Annotated in this window: 14 protein-coding genes and 1 other RNA gene; 4 read left to right on the forward strand and 11 right to left on the reverse strand. The window is 59.9% G+C overall.

Features of this window, described 5'->3' with window-relative positions:
* The first annotated feature begins 11 nt into the window (after positions 1-11).
* Positions 12-1,313: an MFS transporter gene (locus HMPREF2888_RS08205; RefSeq protein WP_061923739.1), complete on the forward strand. Its 1,302-nt coding sequence runs from the start codon at positions 12-14 to the stop codon at positions 1,311-1,313.
* Here HMPREF2888_RS08205 and HMPREF2888_RS08210 read toward each other — a convergent pair.
* The 6 genes from HMPREF2888_RS08210 to HMPREF2888_RS08235 all read right to left on the reverse strand — a co-directional run bounded on the left by HMPREF2888_RS08210 (position 1,310) and on the right by HMPREF2888_RS08235 (position 7,677).
* Positions 1,310-2,029, reverse strand: coding sequence for an AAA family ATPase (locus tag HMPREF2888_RS08210; protein WP_061923742.1), 720 nt, complete (start codon positions 2,027-2,029; stop codon positions 1,310-1,312). The two genes, HMPREF2888_RS08205 and HMPREF2888_RS08210, sit on opposite strands and share 4 nt — an antisense overlap.
* A gap of 9 nt (positions 2,030-2,038) precedes the next feature.
* Positions 2,039-2,257 carry a hypothetical protein gene (locus tag HMPREF2888_RS08215; protein ID WP_070432644.1) on the reverse strand — a complete coding sequence of 73 codons (219 nt, stop codon included), beginning with the start codon at positions 2,255-2,257 and terminating at the stop codon, positions 2,039-2,041.
* 116 nt (positions 2,258-2,373) lie between these two features.
* On the reverse strand, positions 2,374-2,799 hold the full coding sequence (locus HMPREF2888_RS08220) for a hypothetical protein (RefSeq protein WP_061923745.1): 426 nt from the start codon (positions 2,797-2,799) through the stop codon (positions 2,374-2,376).
* Positions 2,800-2,832: 33 nt separating this feature from the next.
* Positions 2,833-3,192 carry a hypothetical protein gene (locus tag HMPREF2888_RS08225; RefSeq protein WP_061923747.1) on the reverse strand — a complete coding sequence of 120 codons (360 nt, stop codon included), beginning with the start codon at positions 3,190-3,192 and terminating at the stop codon, positions 2,833-2,835.
* Positions 3,193-3,251: 59 nt separating this feature from the next.
* Positions 3,252-6,323 (reverse strand): bifunctional [glutamine synthetase] adenylyltransferase/[glutamine synthetase]-adenylyl-L-tyrosine phosphorylase, encoded by a 3,072-nt coding sequence (locus tag HMPREF2888_RS08230; RefSeq protein WP_061923750.1) that lies wholly within the window; start codon positions 6,321-6,323, stop codon positions 3,252-3,254.
* A 22-nt stretch (positions 6,324-6,345) separates the two neighbouring features.
* On the reverse strand, positions 6,346-7,677 hold the full coding sequence (locus HMPREF2888_RS08235) for a glutamine synthetase family protein (protein WP_061923753.1): 1,332 nt from the start codon (positions 7,675-7,677) through the stop codon (positions 6,346-6,348).
* Positions 7,678-7,858: 181 nt separating this feature from the next.
* On the opposite strand from HMPREF2888_RS08235, the gene HMPREF2888_RS08240 reads away from it, so the two are divergent.
* Together HMPREF2888_RS08240 and HMPREF2888_RS08245 are read left to right on the forward strand one after the other, a co-directional pair.
* On the forward strand, positions 7,859-8,944 hold the full coding sequence (locus HMPREF2888_RS08240) for a DUF2786 domain-containing protein (protein ID WP_061923755.1): 1,086 nt from the start codon (positions 7,859-7,861) through the stop codon (positions 8,942-8,944).
* A 96-nt stretch (positions 8,945-9,040) separates the two neighbouring features.
* Positions 9,041-10,807, forward strand: a complete 1,767-nt coding sequence (locus HMPREF2888_RS08245; RefSeq protein WP_061923758.1) for a CYTH and CHAD domain-containing protein — start codon at positions 9,041-9,043, stop codon at positions 10,805-10,807.
* A gap of 9 nt (positions 10,808-10,816) precedes the next feature.
* Here the strand turns inward: HMPREF2888_RS08245 and HMPREF2888_RS08250 are convergent, their stop codons facing one another.
* The gene (locus tag HMPREF2888_RS08250) at positions 10,817-11,002 is read right to left on the reverse strand and encodes a hypothetical protein (protein WP_061923761.1); all 186 of its coding nucleotides are present in this window, start codon (positions 11,000-11,002) and stop codon (positions 10,817-10,819) included.
* Between the two features lie 201 nt (positions 11,003-11,203).
* Between HMPREF2888_RS08250 and HMPREF2888_RS08255 the strand changes: the two genes are divergently transcribed.
* Positions 11,204-12,472 (forward strand): galactokinase family protein, encoded by a 1,269-nt coding sequence (locus HMPREF2888_RS08255; protein WP_061923763.1) that lies wholly within the window; start codon positions 11,204-11,206, stop codon positions 12,470-12,472.
* Between the two features lie 23 nt (positions 12,473-12,495).
* Here the strand turns inward: HMPREF2888_RS08255 and HMPREF2888_RS08260 are convergent, their stop codons facing one another.
* The 4 genes from HMPREF2888_RS08260 to HMPREF2888_RS08275 all read right to left on the reverse strand — a co-directional run bounded on the left by HMPREF2888_RS08260 (position 12,496) and on the right by HMPREF2888_RS08275 (position 16,274).
* Positions 12,496-13,899 (reverse strand): ribonuclease catalytic domain-containing protein, encoded by a 1,404-nt coding sequence (locus HMPREF2888_RS08260; RefSeq protein WP_061923766.1) that lies wholly within the window; start codon positions 13,897-13,899, stop codon positions 12,496-12,498.
* Between the two features lie 27 nt (positions 13,900-13,926).
* Positions 13,927-14,367: RNase P RNA component class A (gene rnpB, locus HMPREF2888_RS08265), an RNA gene on the reverse strand.
* A gap of 15 nt (positions 14,368-14,382) precedes the next feature.
* Entirely contained in the window at positions 14,383-15,561 is a 1,179-nt protein-coding gene (locus tag HMPREF2888_RS08270) for a bifunctional RNase H/acid phosphatase (RefSeq protein WP_061923769.1), read from the reverse strand.
* Complete coding sequence (locus HMPREF2888_RS08275) at positions 15,561-16,274, reverse strand: zinc ribbon domain-containing protein (protein ID WP_061923772.1); 714 nt, start codon at positions 16,272-16,274, stop codon at positions 15,561-15,563. The genes HMPREF2888_RS08270 and HMPREF2888_RS08275 overlap by 1 nt, the downstream gene beginning before the upstream one ends.
* Positions 16,275-16,278 lie beyond the last annotated feature (4 nt).

Raw genomic sequence — 16,278 nt, forward strand, 5'->3', positions numbered from 1 at the left:
AAGTATCAGCCATGTCTGTGCCAAATCCACGGGAAGTTGTGACCACCAAAGCCTTATCCATTTGGGTTGCCGCGATTCTTGTCTACATCGTGGCGATTACCGGGCGCACCTCTTTTGGTGTGGCGGGGCTGGAAGCGATGGAGCGTTTCGACGTCGATGCCTCTCGCATTGCGGTCTTCACCTCAGTGCAGTTGGGTATCTATGCGTTCGCACAGATTCCTACGGGTGTGCTCATTGATAAGTATGGTCCTCGCAAACTGCTCGTTATTGGCGCTGTCATCATGGGCGTGGGGCAGGTAGCACTGGGCCTAACCACAAATTATTGGATGGCTATTGCCGCTCGGCTTTTGATTGGCGCGGGCGACGCCACGGCCTTCTTATCCGTGATGCGCATCCTGCCATATTGGTTCCCTTTGCACCGCACGCCAATGTTTACCCAGGTGACCTCGTCGTTGGGTCAGCTCGGCCAGTTCGTCTCCGCTATTCCTTTCGCTGCGCTTTTGGGGTGGACCGGATGGACCACGGCCTTTGTAGCTTTGGGTGCGGCGGGCATTCTCATCGCACTAGCTGCGGCGGTTGCCGTAGCGGACACGCCTGAAGCTCTAGGCATCATCGAAACTCCCGCCGAGCAGCCCAATTCGCAGGCGCATTCCTTGGCCACCAGACTGGCCATGGTGCTGCGTTCCCCCGTTGCATGGCAGGGATTTTTCATCCACTTCTGTGGCCTTTTGGGTGCGACTGTATTTGTCATGTTGTGGGGAATGCCGTTCATGACGGAGGGACTAGGAATCTCCAAGGTACAGGCCGGAACGGTGCTGACCTTTTATACGATCTGCATGTTTGCGTTAGGACCAATCCACGGCAAGATTTCCTCGCGTGCGCAGGGTTTCCGCGACTGGATGGCGCTGTTTTTCACGACACTCAACATAATGTCGTGGACGGCTTTCTTCCTCTGGGGCAACAGCTTCTTCAGCCTTTTCATCCTCATGGTGGCTATTTCGTTTTGCTCTCCGTGCTCGAACTATGGCTTCGACATCGTGCGCGAGAACATGGAACGCAGTGTGGTGGCCACGGCAACAGGCTTGGCCAACATGGGTGGATTCATCTCTTCGATGGTGGCAGCGCAAATTTTTGGCATGGTGCTCGATAGCCGTGGCCACGCTCCACACTACGAACTGGGCGACTTCCACGCGGCCGCTGTAACTTCCCTCATCATTTGGCTTGCGGGCATGCTCGGCGTAGCTGTCACGCACTTCCTGCGCAAGCGCGGCGGAGGCACTGGCCCGAAGGTCAAGGTTGTCAGCGTCTCCTAGGTAATCAGGAACTTTATCGTTTCCTCTGGCGCCTCCAAGAATTCCCGGGTAGCCGCCACGGGCTCGGCGGCGTCGAAGGAAATCCTCTCGAAACCGGCGTCGCCAAGCTCGACGATGTCCGCGCCCGGCACGGCAAGCAGAATCGGCGAGTGCGTGGCAATGAGGAACTGGGCGCCGCGTTCTGCGGCTTGATGAATTTCGGCCACGAGCGCCATCTGCCGCACGACGGACAATCCGGCTTCGGGCTCGTCAAGGATATAAAGCCCGCGGCCGTCGATATGCTCGCCCAGCACGTCGAAGACAGACTCGCCGTGGGAGCGGTGCTCCAAGTCCACCTCGCGCGGCAAGGTATTACGCCCGGCGCGCTCGTCTGGGCTATTAGCCGCCTCAAGCACGGACTCATGCGTTTCGGCGCGTAAGAAATAGCCACGTTGTAGATTCTCGTCGAGCTTACAGTTCAACCCCGCGGACAGGCCGCGAAAAGGCGCGCGGATGCGCTTGGCGTCGTCGTAGCGCCCGCCAAAGGGCGAAAAGCGCAGACGCAGCGCGATTGCTTCTAGAAGCGTGGACTTGCCCGCCCCGTTTTCACCCACCAAGCAGGTCACGGGCGAGGTGAACTCGAAGTAAGGCAGGTCCTGCAGGTACTGCACCATGGGCAGCTGGAGCAGGTAGCTATCCAGTTCCTGTTTCTTTAGCGAGACGGAGCGCAGCAACATACTCGCCCACTATAGGCCGGGATGGAAGCTACGCAACGCTTCCCCGAGTTCCTGGCCGGGCTCCTTCAACGGGCTTTGCGAAACTTCATCAGAGTTAATGGGAATTTCCGCACTGGATTCTATCGGCATGGCATTGACCGCATAGGAAACGCCGAGTCCGCCAGTGACCGGAATTGCTACGGCCAATGAAACGCCGATCGCGGTGCCAAGTTTCTCGCGCCAGTTCATGTTCCTCCTCCACACGCAATGCGTTATGCATTCGTTATATTTACGAGGATTACATTAAGTCTGGCACCTGCCAGATGCTTCGCGTGAGCCTGCACGGCACCTGTGTGTTCCTGTGATTACTGCGCTGGGGAACTTTCCGCGACGATGGTATCGACGGCCGGGTTGACCAGGCCCAGATCAAAGGCCTTGAGGATAACGGCGGCCTCCTCATCATTGAGGACGCCTTGCTCGATTGCTTTGCGCAAAACCTGGATCATGGTTCCGCGGGACTCGGAGCGATTCGCGGATTCGAGCATGTCGCGCGGCATCGACTCGGGGGGAATGCCAAGCGCTTCAGCCAGCGAGTACATGCGCTCTTCATCGATATTCGACGGCGCTGCCGAATTGTCATTTTGCAGCACACCGCCACCGATGGCCTCTGCCACGGTCTGCGCACCAGCCGGTGGATTATCTCGAGTGGTGGCAAACACGCCAATGCCCAGTGCGAGGATAGCCAACACGGCCACAATCGCCCACACGGCGACGATCTTATTGCGGTACACAGTTTTGAAGTCTAATCCTGGCTAAGAGCGGTTCTAAATACTTGGGCCGAAGTTACCAAATGAGCTGCCGCCACGTGGTGGGTCGAGACGCTCAGAAAGAATATCGATGACAGAGCGAAGTGCATTATCGCCCAAGGTGCGCTCCCACGCGCTGCGCGGCTGCTGGGAATGACGCGGAGCCTGCGGCTGCGTTGGTTGTGTGGTGGCTGGTTCATCTGCCGGGGCGTGAATATTTTCTTCTGGCCTCGGCTTCGTGATGCTTACGCGAAGCTGCGCGTCTTCCAGCTCTAGCGCGTCGCTGCCTGTGGCCCCGGCTGCCCGAGCGGCGGCTAGGAAGGCCTCCAAGTCAGCCAAGGTGGCGGTGGTGATATCAAGCGACAAATTCAAAGACATGGCTTTCTCAATTCTTTAAGCTCAATGCTGGGACAGTTTTCATTCTCTGCCTTCCCAGCCTAGGCATTTTCGTGCTCGAAGGTCTCCGCCTCACCCCAGAAGACCTCGTCGACCACCTTGCGGGCATGCCGCGTGGTCTTGAGATAGGTATCCAGGAATTCCTGGTTGTCCTCCGGTGCCCAGCCGGCAGCACCGGCCACCTGGGCCAACTGTGGTCCCGGCGTCGGCAGCTGATCCACGCGCTTGCCGCGCACGAGCACCAAGGCATTGCGGGCGTCGGTTGCCAGCAGCCAGGCATCCCGCAGCACCTGAACCTTCTCCGGCGGAATCAGCTCGTGTTTTTCCACCGCGTCCAGCACGCGCAACGTCGAAGGATCGTGGAGGTCCGGGTAATCATGGGCATGCATCATGGTCAAAAGCTGTACGGTCCACTCGATGTCGGACAACCCGCCGCGCCCCAGCTTGGTATGGGTGTTGCGATCAGCACCGCGCGGCAGACGCTCGTTATCCACGCGAGCTTTCATACGACGAATCGCGCGCAAGGTCTTTTCGCTAACGCCATCATCGGGATAGCGGAAACCATCGACCATAGCTAGGAACTTCTCCCCCACGCTGCGATCGCCAGCGACGAAGGCCGCACGCAGCAGCGCCTGCATCTCCCAGGCCTCGCCCCACTCGCGGTAATAACGCTCATAAGAGGCAATCGTGCGCACTACGGCACCGGAACGGCCTTCTGGGCGCAGCCCCAGGTCAACGTCGAGCGGCGGATCGCCGGAAGGTTTAGAAAGCCGACGCCGCAGCTTATCGACGATCCCGATTGCCCACTTGACCGCTTCCGTCTCGTCTGTACCCTCGCTAGGTTCGGCCACCACGATGACGTCGGCGTCAGAGCCAAAGCCCAGCTCCATTCCGCCCAGGCGCCCCATACCGATGACGGCGATGCGTGCGGGCGGTTCCTCTTGCGCGGCGTCGCCAAGCCAAGCACGAATCTCCGCGCGCAGCGCTGCCTCCAGCACGGCATCCCAAATCGTGGATAGTTCGTAACACACCTGCTGCACTGACATAAATCCGAGCAAGTCCGCCGCGGCAATGCGCGCTAATTCCACGCGGCGCAAGCTACGGGCCACCGCCACCGCCTTGTCGGGGTCTGCATGACGCTTGGTGGAATTAACCAACGCCTTCGATACCTGCTCGGGCTTGGTTTCCAGCAGCTTCGGGCCCGAAGCGCCGTCGGAGAGCTGCTTGACGACGTCGGGAGCGCTAATGATGAGGTCCGAAGCAAAGGGCGAGGTGCCCAAGATGCTCATTAGACGCTGCCCCACGATGCCTTCGTCGCGCAGCATGCGCAGGAACCATTGCCGGTCATACGCGGCCTCAGAGAGCTTGCGATAGTTAAGCAGGCCCATATCTGGGTCTGCGGTCGAGGAAAGCCAACCCATGAGCGTAGGCAGCAAGATGGCTTGAATCCTAGCTTTTCGCGACGTGCCCGCAGCCAAGGAGGTCAGGTGCTCAAAGGCGCGGTCGGGATAGACATAGCCAAGTGCTGCCAGCTGCAGCTTTGCCGCCTCCGGAGAAAGCTTGAGCTCGTCGGCGGACATGGAGACCACCGAATTAAGCAGCGGCCGGTAGAACAGGCGGGAGTGGAGATCCTGAATTCGCAAGCGCGTGGTCTTCAGGTACTGGTCCAAGCGCTCGGCGGCGGACTTATTGCCCTGCGGGGTGAACCCGGAGATGATGGCAAGCCATTTAAGGGCCTGCTTATCATCGGCGGGAGGCAAGACGTGAGTGCGGCGGAAGCGCTCAAGCTGCAGACGGTGTTCTAGCAAGCGGAGAAACTCATAGGCCTCGATCAACTGCGTGCCATCTTCACGCCCCACGTATCCAGCGCTGACCAGGGCGGTGAGCGCATCCACCGTAGAAAGAACGCGCAGGGTCTCATCGGAGCGGCCGTGCACCAGCTGAAGCAGCTGCACCGCAAACTCGACGTCGCGCAGCCCGCCCTCTCCCAGTTTCAGCTCGCGTTGCCGCAACTCTTTTGGCACATTATCCAGCACGCGGCGGCGCATGGCTTGGACATCTTCCACAAACGAATCACGCTGGGATGCGGTCCACACCATAGGACCGATCTGGGCCAGGTAATCCTCGCCGAGCGGCAAGTAGCCGGTCTGTGGACGTGCTTTGAGCTGAGCCTGAAACTCCCAAGTCTCTGCCCACCGCTTGTAATAAGCAACGTGGGATTCCAAGGTGCGCACCAGCGCGCCGGACTTTCCCTCGGGGCGCAGGTTGGCATCGACTTCGAAGAAGGAGGCCGAGCCGATTCGATTAAACTCGGAGGCCACCCGCGTAATCTTCGGCGTAACGACGTCGGATAAGAAGATGACATCGACGTCGGAAATGTAATTCAGCTCGCCAGCTCCGCACTTGCCCATCGCCATGACTGCCAGTTTCGCGTCGACGGGGTCGTCGCCGTAGACGTTGCGGATGGCGACGGCGAGCGCGGCAGTAAGGGCGGCGTCGGCAAGCGCAGTCAAAAGCCGCGTGACAACCTGGAACTCCAAGCGCGGCTGCGGCGCAGACTGCCCCTTGCGGGAGAAAAACGTACCCGCAAGATCATGAGCGGCGATGCGCATCATGAGCGTGCGATAGGTGGACTTAAGCACCGCCTTGTGGTCCCCTGCGGCGGCTCGGTAGGTGCCGGCCGTGTTCAAATCCGGCGTGGCTGTATCGGGGCGTTCCTCTTGCGCGTCCTCGGTAAAATCCGCAGGTTGAGCGCCCACTGCGCCAAGAATCTCCTGCAGCATCTCAGTTGGCGTGGGCAAGGGCTTGGCCAGCTCCCGCCACAGCTCGGGATTAGCAGCCAAGTGATCACCAAATGCTGTCGACGCCCCGAGCAAAGCTAAGGTGCGCACGCGCAATTCCTCGCTGCTACGCAGCTGCCCATCGAGCTCGGGAACAGCCTCATACATGCGGATTAGCGTGTTCAGCGCAAGGTCCGGATCACCCGAAGCTGCGAGCGTCCACAAAAGCTCTAGCGACTCGGGATTATCCCAGCCCAGTTGTTCAAGATCTTTAGCTGCCGTCGCTCGAGTAAGGCCTAGGGTGGCCGGCGAGGGAACTGCAATAGGGCGCATCAAAATCCTTTAAAGTGCCTAACTAGTAGTTGAGGTTGAGCTCAAAGCTGGTGATTTGCTGCTGATAGGAGTGCCATTCATCCCACTTGGCACGCAAGAAATACTCGAAGACATGCTCGCCTAGGACTTCCGCCATAAACTCCGACTTTTCAAACTCACGCAGGGCCTGGTCCAAGCTGACGGGCAGGTCGCGGTAGCCCATAGCGCGGCGCTCGCGGCGAGTGAGCTGATGGACATCGTCCTCTGCGGGATCGCCCAACTCGTAGCCTTCCTTGATGCCACGCAGGCCTGCTGCCAGCAAGACGGCATAACCCAAGTATGGGTTCATCGCAGAATCCAGCGAACGGATCTCCACGCGACGCGACTCCGCCTTGCCCAGACGGTAGGTAGGCACGCGGACGAGCGCAGAACGATTCGAAACGCCCCAGGTTGCTGAGCCCGGCGCCTCGTTGCCGAACATCAAGCGCTTATAGGAATTGGTCCATTGGTTGGTCACAGCAGTCAACTCAACGGAGTGCTCCAAAATGCCCGCAATGAACTGCTTGGCGGTTTGGGACAAGGAAAATTCATCGTCGGGATCGTGGAAAGCATTGTGCTCTCCTTCAAACAGGCTCAAGTGGGTGTGCATGCCAGAACCTGGCAAGTGTTCAAAAGGCTTCGGCATGAACGTGGCCTGGACTTTTTGGTCAGCAGCCACCTGTTTTATGACGTGGCGGAAGGTCATGATGTTATCGGCCATGGTCATCACGTCGGCATGGCGCAGATCGATTTCCTGCTGGCCCGGCGCGGTCTCATGGTGGCTAAATTCCGTGGCAATACTCAAGGCCTCTAGCGCCGACATGGAGCGACGGCGGAAGCTCGGCGCGCGGTCATGGGTGGCTTGGTCGAAGTAACCGCCATTGTCCGTCGCGATGAGATTTGTATTATCCGGCGATTGCTCCAGCAGGTAGAACTCGATTTCTGGTGCAGCCATGCAGGTAAAGCCCTCGTTGGCACTTTCGGTGACCTGGCGGCGCAGGATATGGCGCGGATCCACCATGGAAGGCTGGCCGTCTGGTTGGGCAATATCGCAGAACATGCGCGCCGAAGCAATCTCCGGCTCATCCTGGTCGAAAGGCATGATCTGAAAGGTCGAAGGATCCGGCAGGGCGAGAGTATCCGACTCGGAGATGCGGGAAAAGCCTTCGATAGATGAACCGTCGAAACCCACGCCCTCCTCGAATGCCGATTCCAGCTCGGAGGGGCTCATGACAACGGACTTGAGTGCGCCCAAGATGTCGGTGAACCACAGGCGGATGAAGCGAATATCGCGTTCTTCGACTGTGCGGAGGACGAATTCATGTTGGCTGTTCATGCTCTAAACCTTACCTGCGATACACGCGTAAATTGCGCACTCTATTAGACACTACTTTGGGCGGCGTTTGACCATTTCAGCAAAGTATCTCGGGGGCAAAAGGTGGGGGCGATGCGAGGAAGGGATGTCTGGGCGACATGCTTTGCTGAACACACATTCGAACACAGCCGAAAGGAAGACCATGTACCAAGACACTGACCACTCCCACCGCGCTCTCCACAACGAAGCTCTCATCAACGCTGTCTGGGCCGCCGAGAAAGGCTGGGCACCGGCCGATATCCTCCACGTTCTAGGTCCTAAGGTCCATCCCCTGCTCTATCGCGCCGCACCACGCGTCCCGGCGCGCATTTCTTCGCCGGTACTGCGCAAGCAATGGCTGCAATTAGCGCCACCACGTTCGGGCTCGCTGATTCTCCCGGAGGAAACACTTCGCAAGCTAAGCCTGGAGCTGTTACGACTGCCTAAGCTGCGTGATACTGAGCTTTTGGTCGCGGCCGCGAAGGACCGCCAAGCGGATATTGATCCGAAGCAAGCGAAGATTCGCGAGAAGATAAACAACCTCCTGCGCAAGGCGGAATCCACTCCCTTTGAGAATGAAGCGAATGCGCTCATTGCCAAGGCGCAGTCCCTGCAACAGCGCTACCGTGTGGAAGATGTGTTTGCTGGGCACGCTCCAGATTTCCTTGCTCGGCGCGTGCATATCCACGCCCCGTATGTAAAGCACCAAGCGAGTTTGCTGGGCGTTGTGGCCTATCACAATGGTTGCGCCTCAATCCTCGCGCACGAAAAGGGCATCGCCTGCGTTGTTGGCACGGCGGAAGATTCCGCGCATGTGGCCCAGCTCTTCGATTCCTTGAGCCGCCAATGCGACTGGTACATGCGCTCCGGAGACGGTGCGGCCCAGGCGCGCAGCCGCGGCGAGACCGCCGCCTACCGCCGTAGTTTCTGGTTGTCCTATGCCGCCCGCATCTCGGAGTTGCTCGATGAAGCTAACTTCACCGGAATGTCTGAAGCAGCAGATGCCCGTACGGCAGAAACCGGCAATGAGGCCGATGGCCGCAGCCTTGCCCGGCAGGCAATCCCGGCGCTGTATGAGCGCCAGGTTGGTTCCGAGGAAGCCCGCAACCGCTTGTTCCCTCACCTTTCCGCAATGACGCTTTCTGCCAGTAGTTGGGCCGGGGTACACGATGGTGCAAGTGCGGCTGAAAAATCGCATCTTGCAGGCGATTCCATAGGCTCAAGCAGCCAGCGGCAGATCGCCAGTTAACGTCTGGAAAGCCTGCCCCATTAACCTACGCTGACGGGTAGGCTTTCGTTTAGTAACTCTTCTTTCCTTAAATACGTATTGATTAAAGGTGTGTGCATGTCTACGAAGACTTTCCTCGAAGTCGAAGCAAAGTTCGCAGTCGCCGAATCCATCCAATTGCCTGAGCTCACCCGGCTCGCTGGCGTGGACCACATCGCTGAAACCCACCACCACGCACTTTCTGCCATCTACTACGACACCGAAGACCTGCGTCTGACCCATGCAAAGATCACGTTGCGTCGTCGTACGGGCGGAAATGATGATGGCTGGCACATTAAGATTCCGGGCAGCCAAGGCCGAACGGAGATTCATGCCGAGCTCGGCGAGCCAGTAGATGGCCGTTACGAGGTCCCAGCAGAGCTTCTCCACGAGGTTCGCTCCGTTATCCGCAATCACCCGCTTGCCCCCATCGCCCAGGTTGATAACAACCGTACTGAGATGGTTCTTGCTAACGCCGAGGGAAAACCGGTTGCTGAATTCTGCGATGACCACGTCACCGCTTTCTCCTTCCTGCAAGGAGGCGGTCAGCATACCTGGCGTGAGTGGGAAGTGGAGCTCGCCGGCGACCTACCAGGCACCAATGAAGGAAGCCGCTTCATCCGCGAAGCCACGTCCCTCCTCATCGGCGCCGGCGCACGCGTTTCCTCCTCCCCGTCCAAGCTGAAGTCCGCTTTGGGCGATTCCATCCGCAACGCGCCCCTTCCTCCAGCACTGCAGACTTCGAGCGTGGAACCGGATTCCGCTGCCGCCGCGGTGGTCAGTGCGCTGAAGGCGAACCGTGACAAGCTCGTCGACTACGACCCCCGCGTCCGTCGCAACGAATGGGATTCTGTCCACCAGATGCGCGTGGCTACCCGCGAGCTGCGCAGCCACATTCAAACCTTCCACGGCATTGTCGTTGGCCCGGAAATCGAGCGCATCGAATCTGAGCTAAAGCTTCTCGCCGGCATCCTAGGCGTAGCACGCGACGCTGAGGTTGTTGAAGAACGCTGGCAGAGCTTGCTTGCCTCCGAAGATTCCGACACATTGGACGAGGCAACGCGCGAGCACATCTCACGCGACATGGGCACCGCATACCGCCGCGCTCACCGCCACGTGGTTGCCGCACTCGATTCGGAGCGCTACTTGGAGCTGCTGGATTCGCTTGATGAGCTACTAGCCAACCCACCAGTAGCACAGGACTCCGAGGAAGCGCCTGCAGATGATGCCGAAGAGACCGAAGACGCCACAGTAGTTTCCACCGTTACTCCAGCTGCAGAAGCCGCGGACGCTGCTGAGGCCTCGGGTTCGGAAGAGACCGCCCAAGAAGCAGAGGCTACGGACACCGCGCCGAAGAAAAAGAAGGACGCTGCCGCCAAGAAGCAGGAAGCTCCGTCCATGGACCAGGTCATGGCGATGCACCTCAACGAGGCGTACAAGAAGCTGGTCAAGCGTCATGAGAAGGCAATCAAGAACTGGGATAACCCAGAACTATCGCTGCACGAGCGTGAGGATTACTTCCACGACATGCGCAAGGCCGCTAAGAAGCTGCGTTATGCAGCAGAGGCTGCCGGTTCTGCGACGAACCTAAAGACCAAGGGCCTGTACAAGGCTTGCAAGCAAATGCAATCGGTCTTGGGTGATTTCCAAGACTCCGTCACTTCCCGTGACAAGCTCCTAGAGCTGGCCAACACCGCTCGCCGCCGCGGTGAAGACACTTTTGGTTACGGCCTTCTTTACCAGCGTGAACGCAATATTGGCCTCGAAGCACTCGACGATTATGCCGAATCCTTCAAGGCCATCAAGTCCGCGTTCAAGCCGCTGAGCAAGAAGCTCAAGAAATAGGATCGAGTCTTAAGCGTCATCTTCCGCGTCGTAAGCATCAGCGGCTTCGTTGCGAGCCTTCGCAATCTCGATAGCGTGCTCTGCTTCCTCGCGGGTGGCGTACGGGCCCATGCGGTTATCCCAACCGCTTTCAGCGCCCTGGGTTACCTTGCCGGTGGCGGTGTCGTAGTACCACTGCTCATCTGGGTTGCTCATAAAAGGCTCCTTTTCTTAACTAGCCCTTCTGCTGCTACTGTCCGCACCCCGTGTTGCGGGTAGCGGTGGCCGGCGGCCACACTAGGGTGTTTAAGGGGTGCCACCACTTTACAGGCACATCCCAATAGGCGTCTGGCGCGTAAACGCTAGACTATGAAAGTCCAAAGTCCCCCAAAGCAGCACCAAGGAGTTCCTCGCACCATGCCGATGTGGTCCACGCCTTCTTCCCCCGCAGCGGAGCGAATCAACGCTGCCCACCTCGAACTAGTAGGCACGGAACCAGCACACTGCGCTAGTGCGCCCGCTACTTTCTCGCTCATTGGCGAGCACATTGACCACTTTGGTGGCGTCGCCATAATGGGCTTAGCGCAGATGCGTGCTGCCGCAGCGGTTAGCCCACGTACCGACGGCACCATTGCGGTTCACCTTGTTCCGCACGAGGGCGAGACCATCAACGACGCCATCAGTCTCACCGAACTGGCATCCCGTGCCGCAGAGCAGCTGCCGTCAATAGATTCTGAGGGCCAGCCCATCATCCCGGCGGCTCCGGTCGGTGGCTTCGCAGCCCGTTGGGGCGGCATCGCACACACCATGATTAACCGCCAGCTGCTTTCTCGTGAAACCGCCGGCATGGACGTCACGGTGGTTAGCGATATTCCTTTCGCAGCCGGTCTTGGTGCGCTTGCCGCGGGAGATGTCGCTGTAGCGTTAGCGTTGCTCGGTGATGCCGAAGATCTTCACTCCGCTCCCCTGCGCGCACGCATCGCCGATGTCTGCTCCCAGTCGGTCGGCACCTTCGGCGAATACCCCGCCCTGCGTGCCCGCCACACTGCCGCGCTCCGAGGCGTGGGCGAGACAGTAACAATCGTGGACTACGCGGATGGCTCCGTCACCCAGGCGCCCCACCCAATTACCCGCGAGATTGCCGCGTTTGCTGTTACCGTCCCCGGCGATTTCGATGCCACACCAGGCATCGCCGCGATTCGCCAGCGTGAGCGTTTCATCGATGATGCCTGCCATGCTTTCGGCGCTGAGTCGTTGCGACTTTTGCCCGACGCATCCCAGCGTGTGCTGGATTGGCTGAAGGCAGTTCACAAGGTCCATGGCTCGGCCAACCAGCCCACCTTGGCCGAAGCCGCCGAGTGGTTGGTGTTCTATTCGGAAGAAACCGAGCGCGCCCAAGAACTCGCCCGCGCCCTGCGTTCGCGCCGCGGCACCGATCTCTTCCCGCTGCTTAACCAGTCGCAGCAAGCACTAACCACGGTTTATAGCCTGCACTCCGCGGAAAAGATTGCCGAGCTAGCCACGGTGCGCGGCGCACGCTCTGCGCGTTCAGCACACGCTGGTACTTCCCAGTCTGTCATCGCTTTCGTGCCGGCGGCCAAGGCCGATAACTTCGCAGCGGACCTCGCCGAGGACGGATTGCTGGTGGTTCCACTGCTCGACGGCGAGCAAGCTAATACCTTCTAGCCACAGCAGCGAACTAACCACAACTAATCAGCAGGCCACGCAAAAAGCACGTCGCGCTCTGCCACGTCAGCTTTGACCAGAGAGAAGTTAGACTCACTGCCCGTATCTGGGTGCCCGACAGCCTCCGCAAATACCGGAGGTTGCGTCACAAAGATGCGGGCTTTCTCACGCGTTGGCCCACCCTGGACCACGATCGCTTCAAAGTTCGTGCCCACCCATGGCTCGAGAACGGTTGCCTCTGTCAGGTTCAGACAGGCTTTATCCACTTGGGAGGCCAGCTGCGAGGTCGTGGCCATCGTGCGAGTTAAGTCCCCAGCGCGCGAACTAACCCACTCCGGCACAGATTCGCCGTGTGCGAGCGCGAGGCAGACCTCCGTGGCGAATCGATCCGCCAACCGCCGCAGCGGCGCAGTCACATGCGCGTAGTAGCCGCCGATGCCCGCGTGTACCTCCGCGGGCGATTCCTCCAGCCACACGTAGCCGGCACCGCGCAGCAGGCGCTGCGCTTCCCGCATTGCGGCCATGCCCCGCGGCGAATCCGCATCGAGTGTTTGCAGGAACTGAGTAATCGAGGCGTCGTCAAGCGAATAGCCCAAGGCCGCAACCTCAGTGCGGAACTCCTCCTCAGCTTCCGCCGTGGCCGCAGGCAGCGTGCGCAGCAACCCCACGCCGTGCTTTTCCATCAGCTGCCCCGCGCACATCCCGGTCAGCAGAGAAATCTCCGAGTTATAGTCCATGACCTCGTACCGCGGCTCAATGACCAGTTCATAGCGGTGTTGGCAATCTTCCTCGAATTCCTCGACACTCTGGGAAGGAAGCCGCAGATTAATCGCCTCCCGGCGCAGCGAGGAAGCCTGCCGCAGCTTTCCTACTTGCGGCAACAAAGCAATCGAGGAATGCATGCTGCCCGCTGCCAGATCCGCGTGCACGCCTTCATAATCCAGCCGCGCCCTCGAGCGCACCAATGCTCGCGCCAAAGTAAAGTCCAGAACCTCGCCCGCCCCATCGAGGTCGATGGTCCACAACACGGCCGGGCGATCCACGCCCTCCAGCAAGGAGGCCTTGTCCTCCGACAACACCGTGGGATGCAAACGCGCTGGTTCATCGGGCAGATATATGGTCTGCCCGCGGCGGAAGGTCTCCTCCTCCAGGGCGCTGCCGGGCTCGATGAAAGCCGCGACGTCGGCAATAGCGTAATACACCCGGTAGCCATCCATGCGCGCCTCAATGCACACGGCTTGGTCCAAGTCTTTGGAGCCCAATGGGTCGATGGTAACCAGCGGGATATCACGCGCATCGCGGCGCAAGGTGGCGAAACGATCCTGCGCGGCCGCGGCCGCCGCACACAGTTCCTCACTAAAGTCGGTGGGCACACCGAATTCGGCGGCGACGGAGCGGAAATCTAATGGGGCGGCATAGAGTTTCATGCCACCCCATTGTTCCAGAAAAATGGGCGAATGAGTCGACGCATAAGCCGGATTCTGTCTTCCCGCACGCATCAAGCGTGCGGCGGTGAACATCCATCTAGACCAACCGTTGCCAGTTGGTTCAAGCAGCTACCTTCAGGCTAAAGCGAGCAGCCTTCGAACGCCTGATCAAGCCCGCAAAAATGCCGGCCATGATGCCTTGCTCCCAGTGGGGTTTACCCAGCCACCGCCATCACTGACGGTGCTGGTGAGCTCTTAACTCACCGTTTCACCCTTACCTCACGAATCTTCGTACGACGAGGCGTAGCGAAGTCGTTCGGCGGTCTACTTTCTGTTGCACTTGCCCGCGGGTCGCCCCGGGTTGCCGTTAGCAACCACTGTGCTCTGTGGAGTCCGGACTTTCCTCGTCCCCCGCCTTGCCCCTCGTGGAGGTTGGTTCGGAAAGGACGCGTTCACCCGGTCGGCTCATTCGCGCGTTACAGTCTAGCCCAGTGACTGCAAATGGCCCACATCGTTGAAACCGCGCAGCATCGAGCCGCCGTCCCAGAATTCCGCAATGCTTATCGACGCCAAGTCCAAAAAGAGGCGATTAAAAGTCACCGGACCTGCGTCCAAGCTCTGCCTGATAAAGGACTTGATGGGATTGACATGCGAGACCACCACGACGGTCTTGCCCGCATACTTTTCCTGCAACTCCTGGCGGGTCTTGCGCACGCGGCGGTGAACCTGCTGCAAGGACTCGCCGCCGGGGCAGGCCACGGAGGCATCCTCTAGCCACTGGCCGTGCAGCTCGCCATCGGCAGCGTGGGCCTCGGCGAAGGTCTTGCCTTCCCACAGCCCGAAGTCGACCTCGATTAAGCCCGCTACGGTTTCCACCTCAAGAGCATCTTTATCAGCTCCGGCCGGGCGCACGCTGCGCGCAATCGCCTGTGCGGTCTGCTGGCAGCGCTTGAGTGGTGAGCAGACGATGGCATCGACTGGCGTATCGGCCAGCGCCTGGGCAGCTGCGAGTGCCTGTTTGCGGCCGAACTCGGTCAACTCTGGATCGGCATGGCCTGAGTACTGCTTGGCCACCGACATCGCGGTTTGTCCGTGGCGAACCAGGATGAAACGCGTGACCGGGCCTTGCTCGGCCATCCAATCGCTGGGCTGGCTCGCAGCGGCCGGCTCTCCCGGTTCCACACTGGCGGTCTCCTGCACCGCAGGAGCCTGATCCGCCTGCTCAGTATCGCCGACAAAACCCACCGGCTCGCCCGCGGCGGCGGCATCCATCGCCACGTTCGACAACGCATCCGCGACCTTGTTCTTGGCACGCGGCACCCAGCTCAGGTTGAACGTGCCGATTTGGTCGATGAGTTTGCGCGCCTCCAACGCCAGGGCCTGCATGTCTGGGTGCTTGATCTTCCAGCGCCCGTTCATCTGCTCGACCACGAGCTTAGAGTCCATGAAGAAATCAACTTCGTCGGCGCCTAGCTCCACCGCGGCCTCGAGCCCACGCAGCAAGCCGTGGTACTCGGCCACGTTATTGGTGGACTTTTTACCTACGACATATGCGATTTCGCGCAGCAGCTGCTGGCGGTCGGCGGAATAGACAGCGGTGCCGGAACCCGCGATTCCCGGATTGCCACGGGAACCGCCATCGGCATAAATAACCAGCTTCATTAGGCCGGGCGCACCAGGTAGGAGCCGCAATCGCCGCACTGCGGCAGGACCTCGGTTGGGGCGTTACGCACCGCATTCTGCTCTGCCGGCGGCAGCACGATGAAGCAGCCACCACATGCGCGCCCCTTGAAGGCCGCCGCACCGACACCGTTTTCGTGGCGCACGGAATCGTAGCTATCCAGGACGTCGGCAGGCAGCTGCTCGCGCAGCTCCGCAATGCGGATTGCCGGATCCGGGCGGTTATCCACTGCCTCCTGCGCCGCCTCCGCAGCACGCGCGAGCTTTTCCAACTTGCGCTGGGACTCATCCACACGCGCACCGTGCACGTCGCGGTTCGAGCGCAGCGCGTGAATCTCATTGTGAGCTTCCTGCAGCTCGCTCATCAAGTCTGCGATGCGCGACTTTGCCGCATACAGGTCATGCTCCAAGTCCTTGCGACGCTCCGGGTCAACCTCGGCTCCCAACTGGGCCTTATCGTCGCGCTCGCGCTGGCGCAGCTTGCGCTCATCGGCCTGGATACGCAGGATTTCCATCTCCATGTCGTCGACGGCGAGTTGGGCGGAACCGGCGGCGTCGACAAGCCGCTTGTGCTCAAGCTGTGCCTTTTCGTACTCCTGCTGCTCCGGAATGGTCTTTTCTCCCGTAACGCCCTGGGAACGCTCGAGGTTGGCAAGTTCCAGCAGGACAGGCTGCAGTTGCTTCGACAGTTTCATTTAG

Origin of the sequence: Corynebacterium sp. HMSC077D03 (assembly GCF_001808545.1) — a bacterium.
Classification (GTDB): domain Bacteria; phylum Actinomycetota; class Actinomycetes; order Mycobacteriales; family Mycobacteriaceae; genus Corynebacterium; species Corynebacterium simulans.

Bases quoted from the DNA above. Each gene is read 5' to 3' on its own strand.
- HMPREF2888_RS08230 (WP_061923750.1), bottom strand. From the start codon at position 6,323: ATGCGCCCTATTGCAGTTCCCTCGCCGGCCACCCTAGGCCTTACTCGA.
- HMPREF2888_RS08255 (WP_061923763.1), top strand. From the start codon at position 11,204: ATGCCGATGTGGTCCACGCCTTCTTCCCCCGCAGCGGAGCGAATCAAC.
- HMPREF2888_RS08270 (WP_061923769.1), bottom strand. From the start codon at position 15,561: ATGAAGCTGGTTATTTATGCCGATGGCGGTTCCCGTGGCAATCCGGGA.
- HMPREF2888_RS08240 (WP_061923755.1), top strand. From the start codon at position 7,859: ATGTACCAAGACACTGACCACTCCCACCGCGCTCTCCACAACGAAGCT.
- HMPREF2888_RS08250 (WP_061923761.1), bottom strand. From the start codon at position 11,002: ATGAGCAACCCAGATGAGCAGTGGTACTACGACACCGCCACCGGCAAG.
- HMPREF2888_RS08245 (WP_061923758.1), top strand. From the start codon at position 9,041: ATGTCTACGAAGACTTTCCTCGAAGTCGAAGCAAAGTTCGCAGTCGCC.
- HMPREF2888_RS08225 (WP_061923747.1), bottom strand. From the start codon at position 3,192: ATGTCTTTGAATTTGTCGCTTGATATCACCACCGCCACCTTGGCTGAC.
- HMPREF2888_RS08275 (WP_061923772.1), bottom strand. From the start codon at position 16,274: ATGAAACTGTCGAAGCAACTGCAGCCTGTCCTGCTGGAACTTGCCAAC.
- HMPREF2888_RS08205 (WP_061923739.1), top strand. From the start codon at position 12: ATGTCTGTGCCAAATCCACGGGAAGTTGTGACCACCAAAGCCTTATCC.
- HMPREF2888_RS08235 (WP_061923753.1), bottom strand. From the start codon at position 7,677: ATGAACAGCCAACATGAATTCGTCCTCCGCACAGTCGAAGAACGCGAT.
- HMPREF2888_RS08210 (WP_061923742.1), bottom strand. From the start codon at position 2,029: ATGTTGCTGCGCTCCGTCTCGCTAAAGAAACAGGAACTGGATAGCTAC.
- HMPREF2888_RS08215 (WP_070432644.1), bottom strand. From the start codon at position 2,257: ATGAACTGGCGCGAGAAACTTGGCACCGCGATCGGCGTTTCATTGGCC.
- HMPREF2888_RS08260 (WP_061923766.1), bottom strand. From the start codon at position 13,899: ATGAAACTCTATGCCGCCCCATTAGATTTCCGCTCCGTCGCCGCCGAA.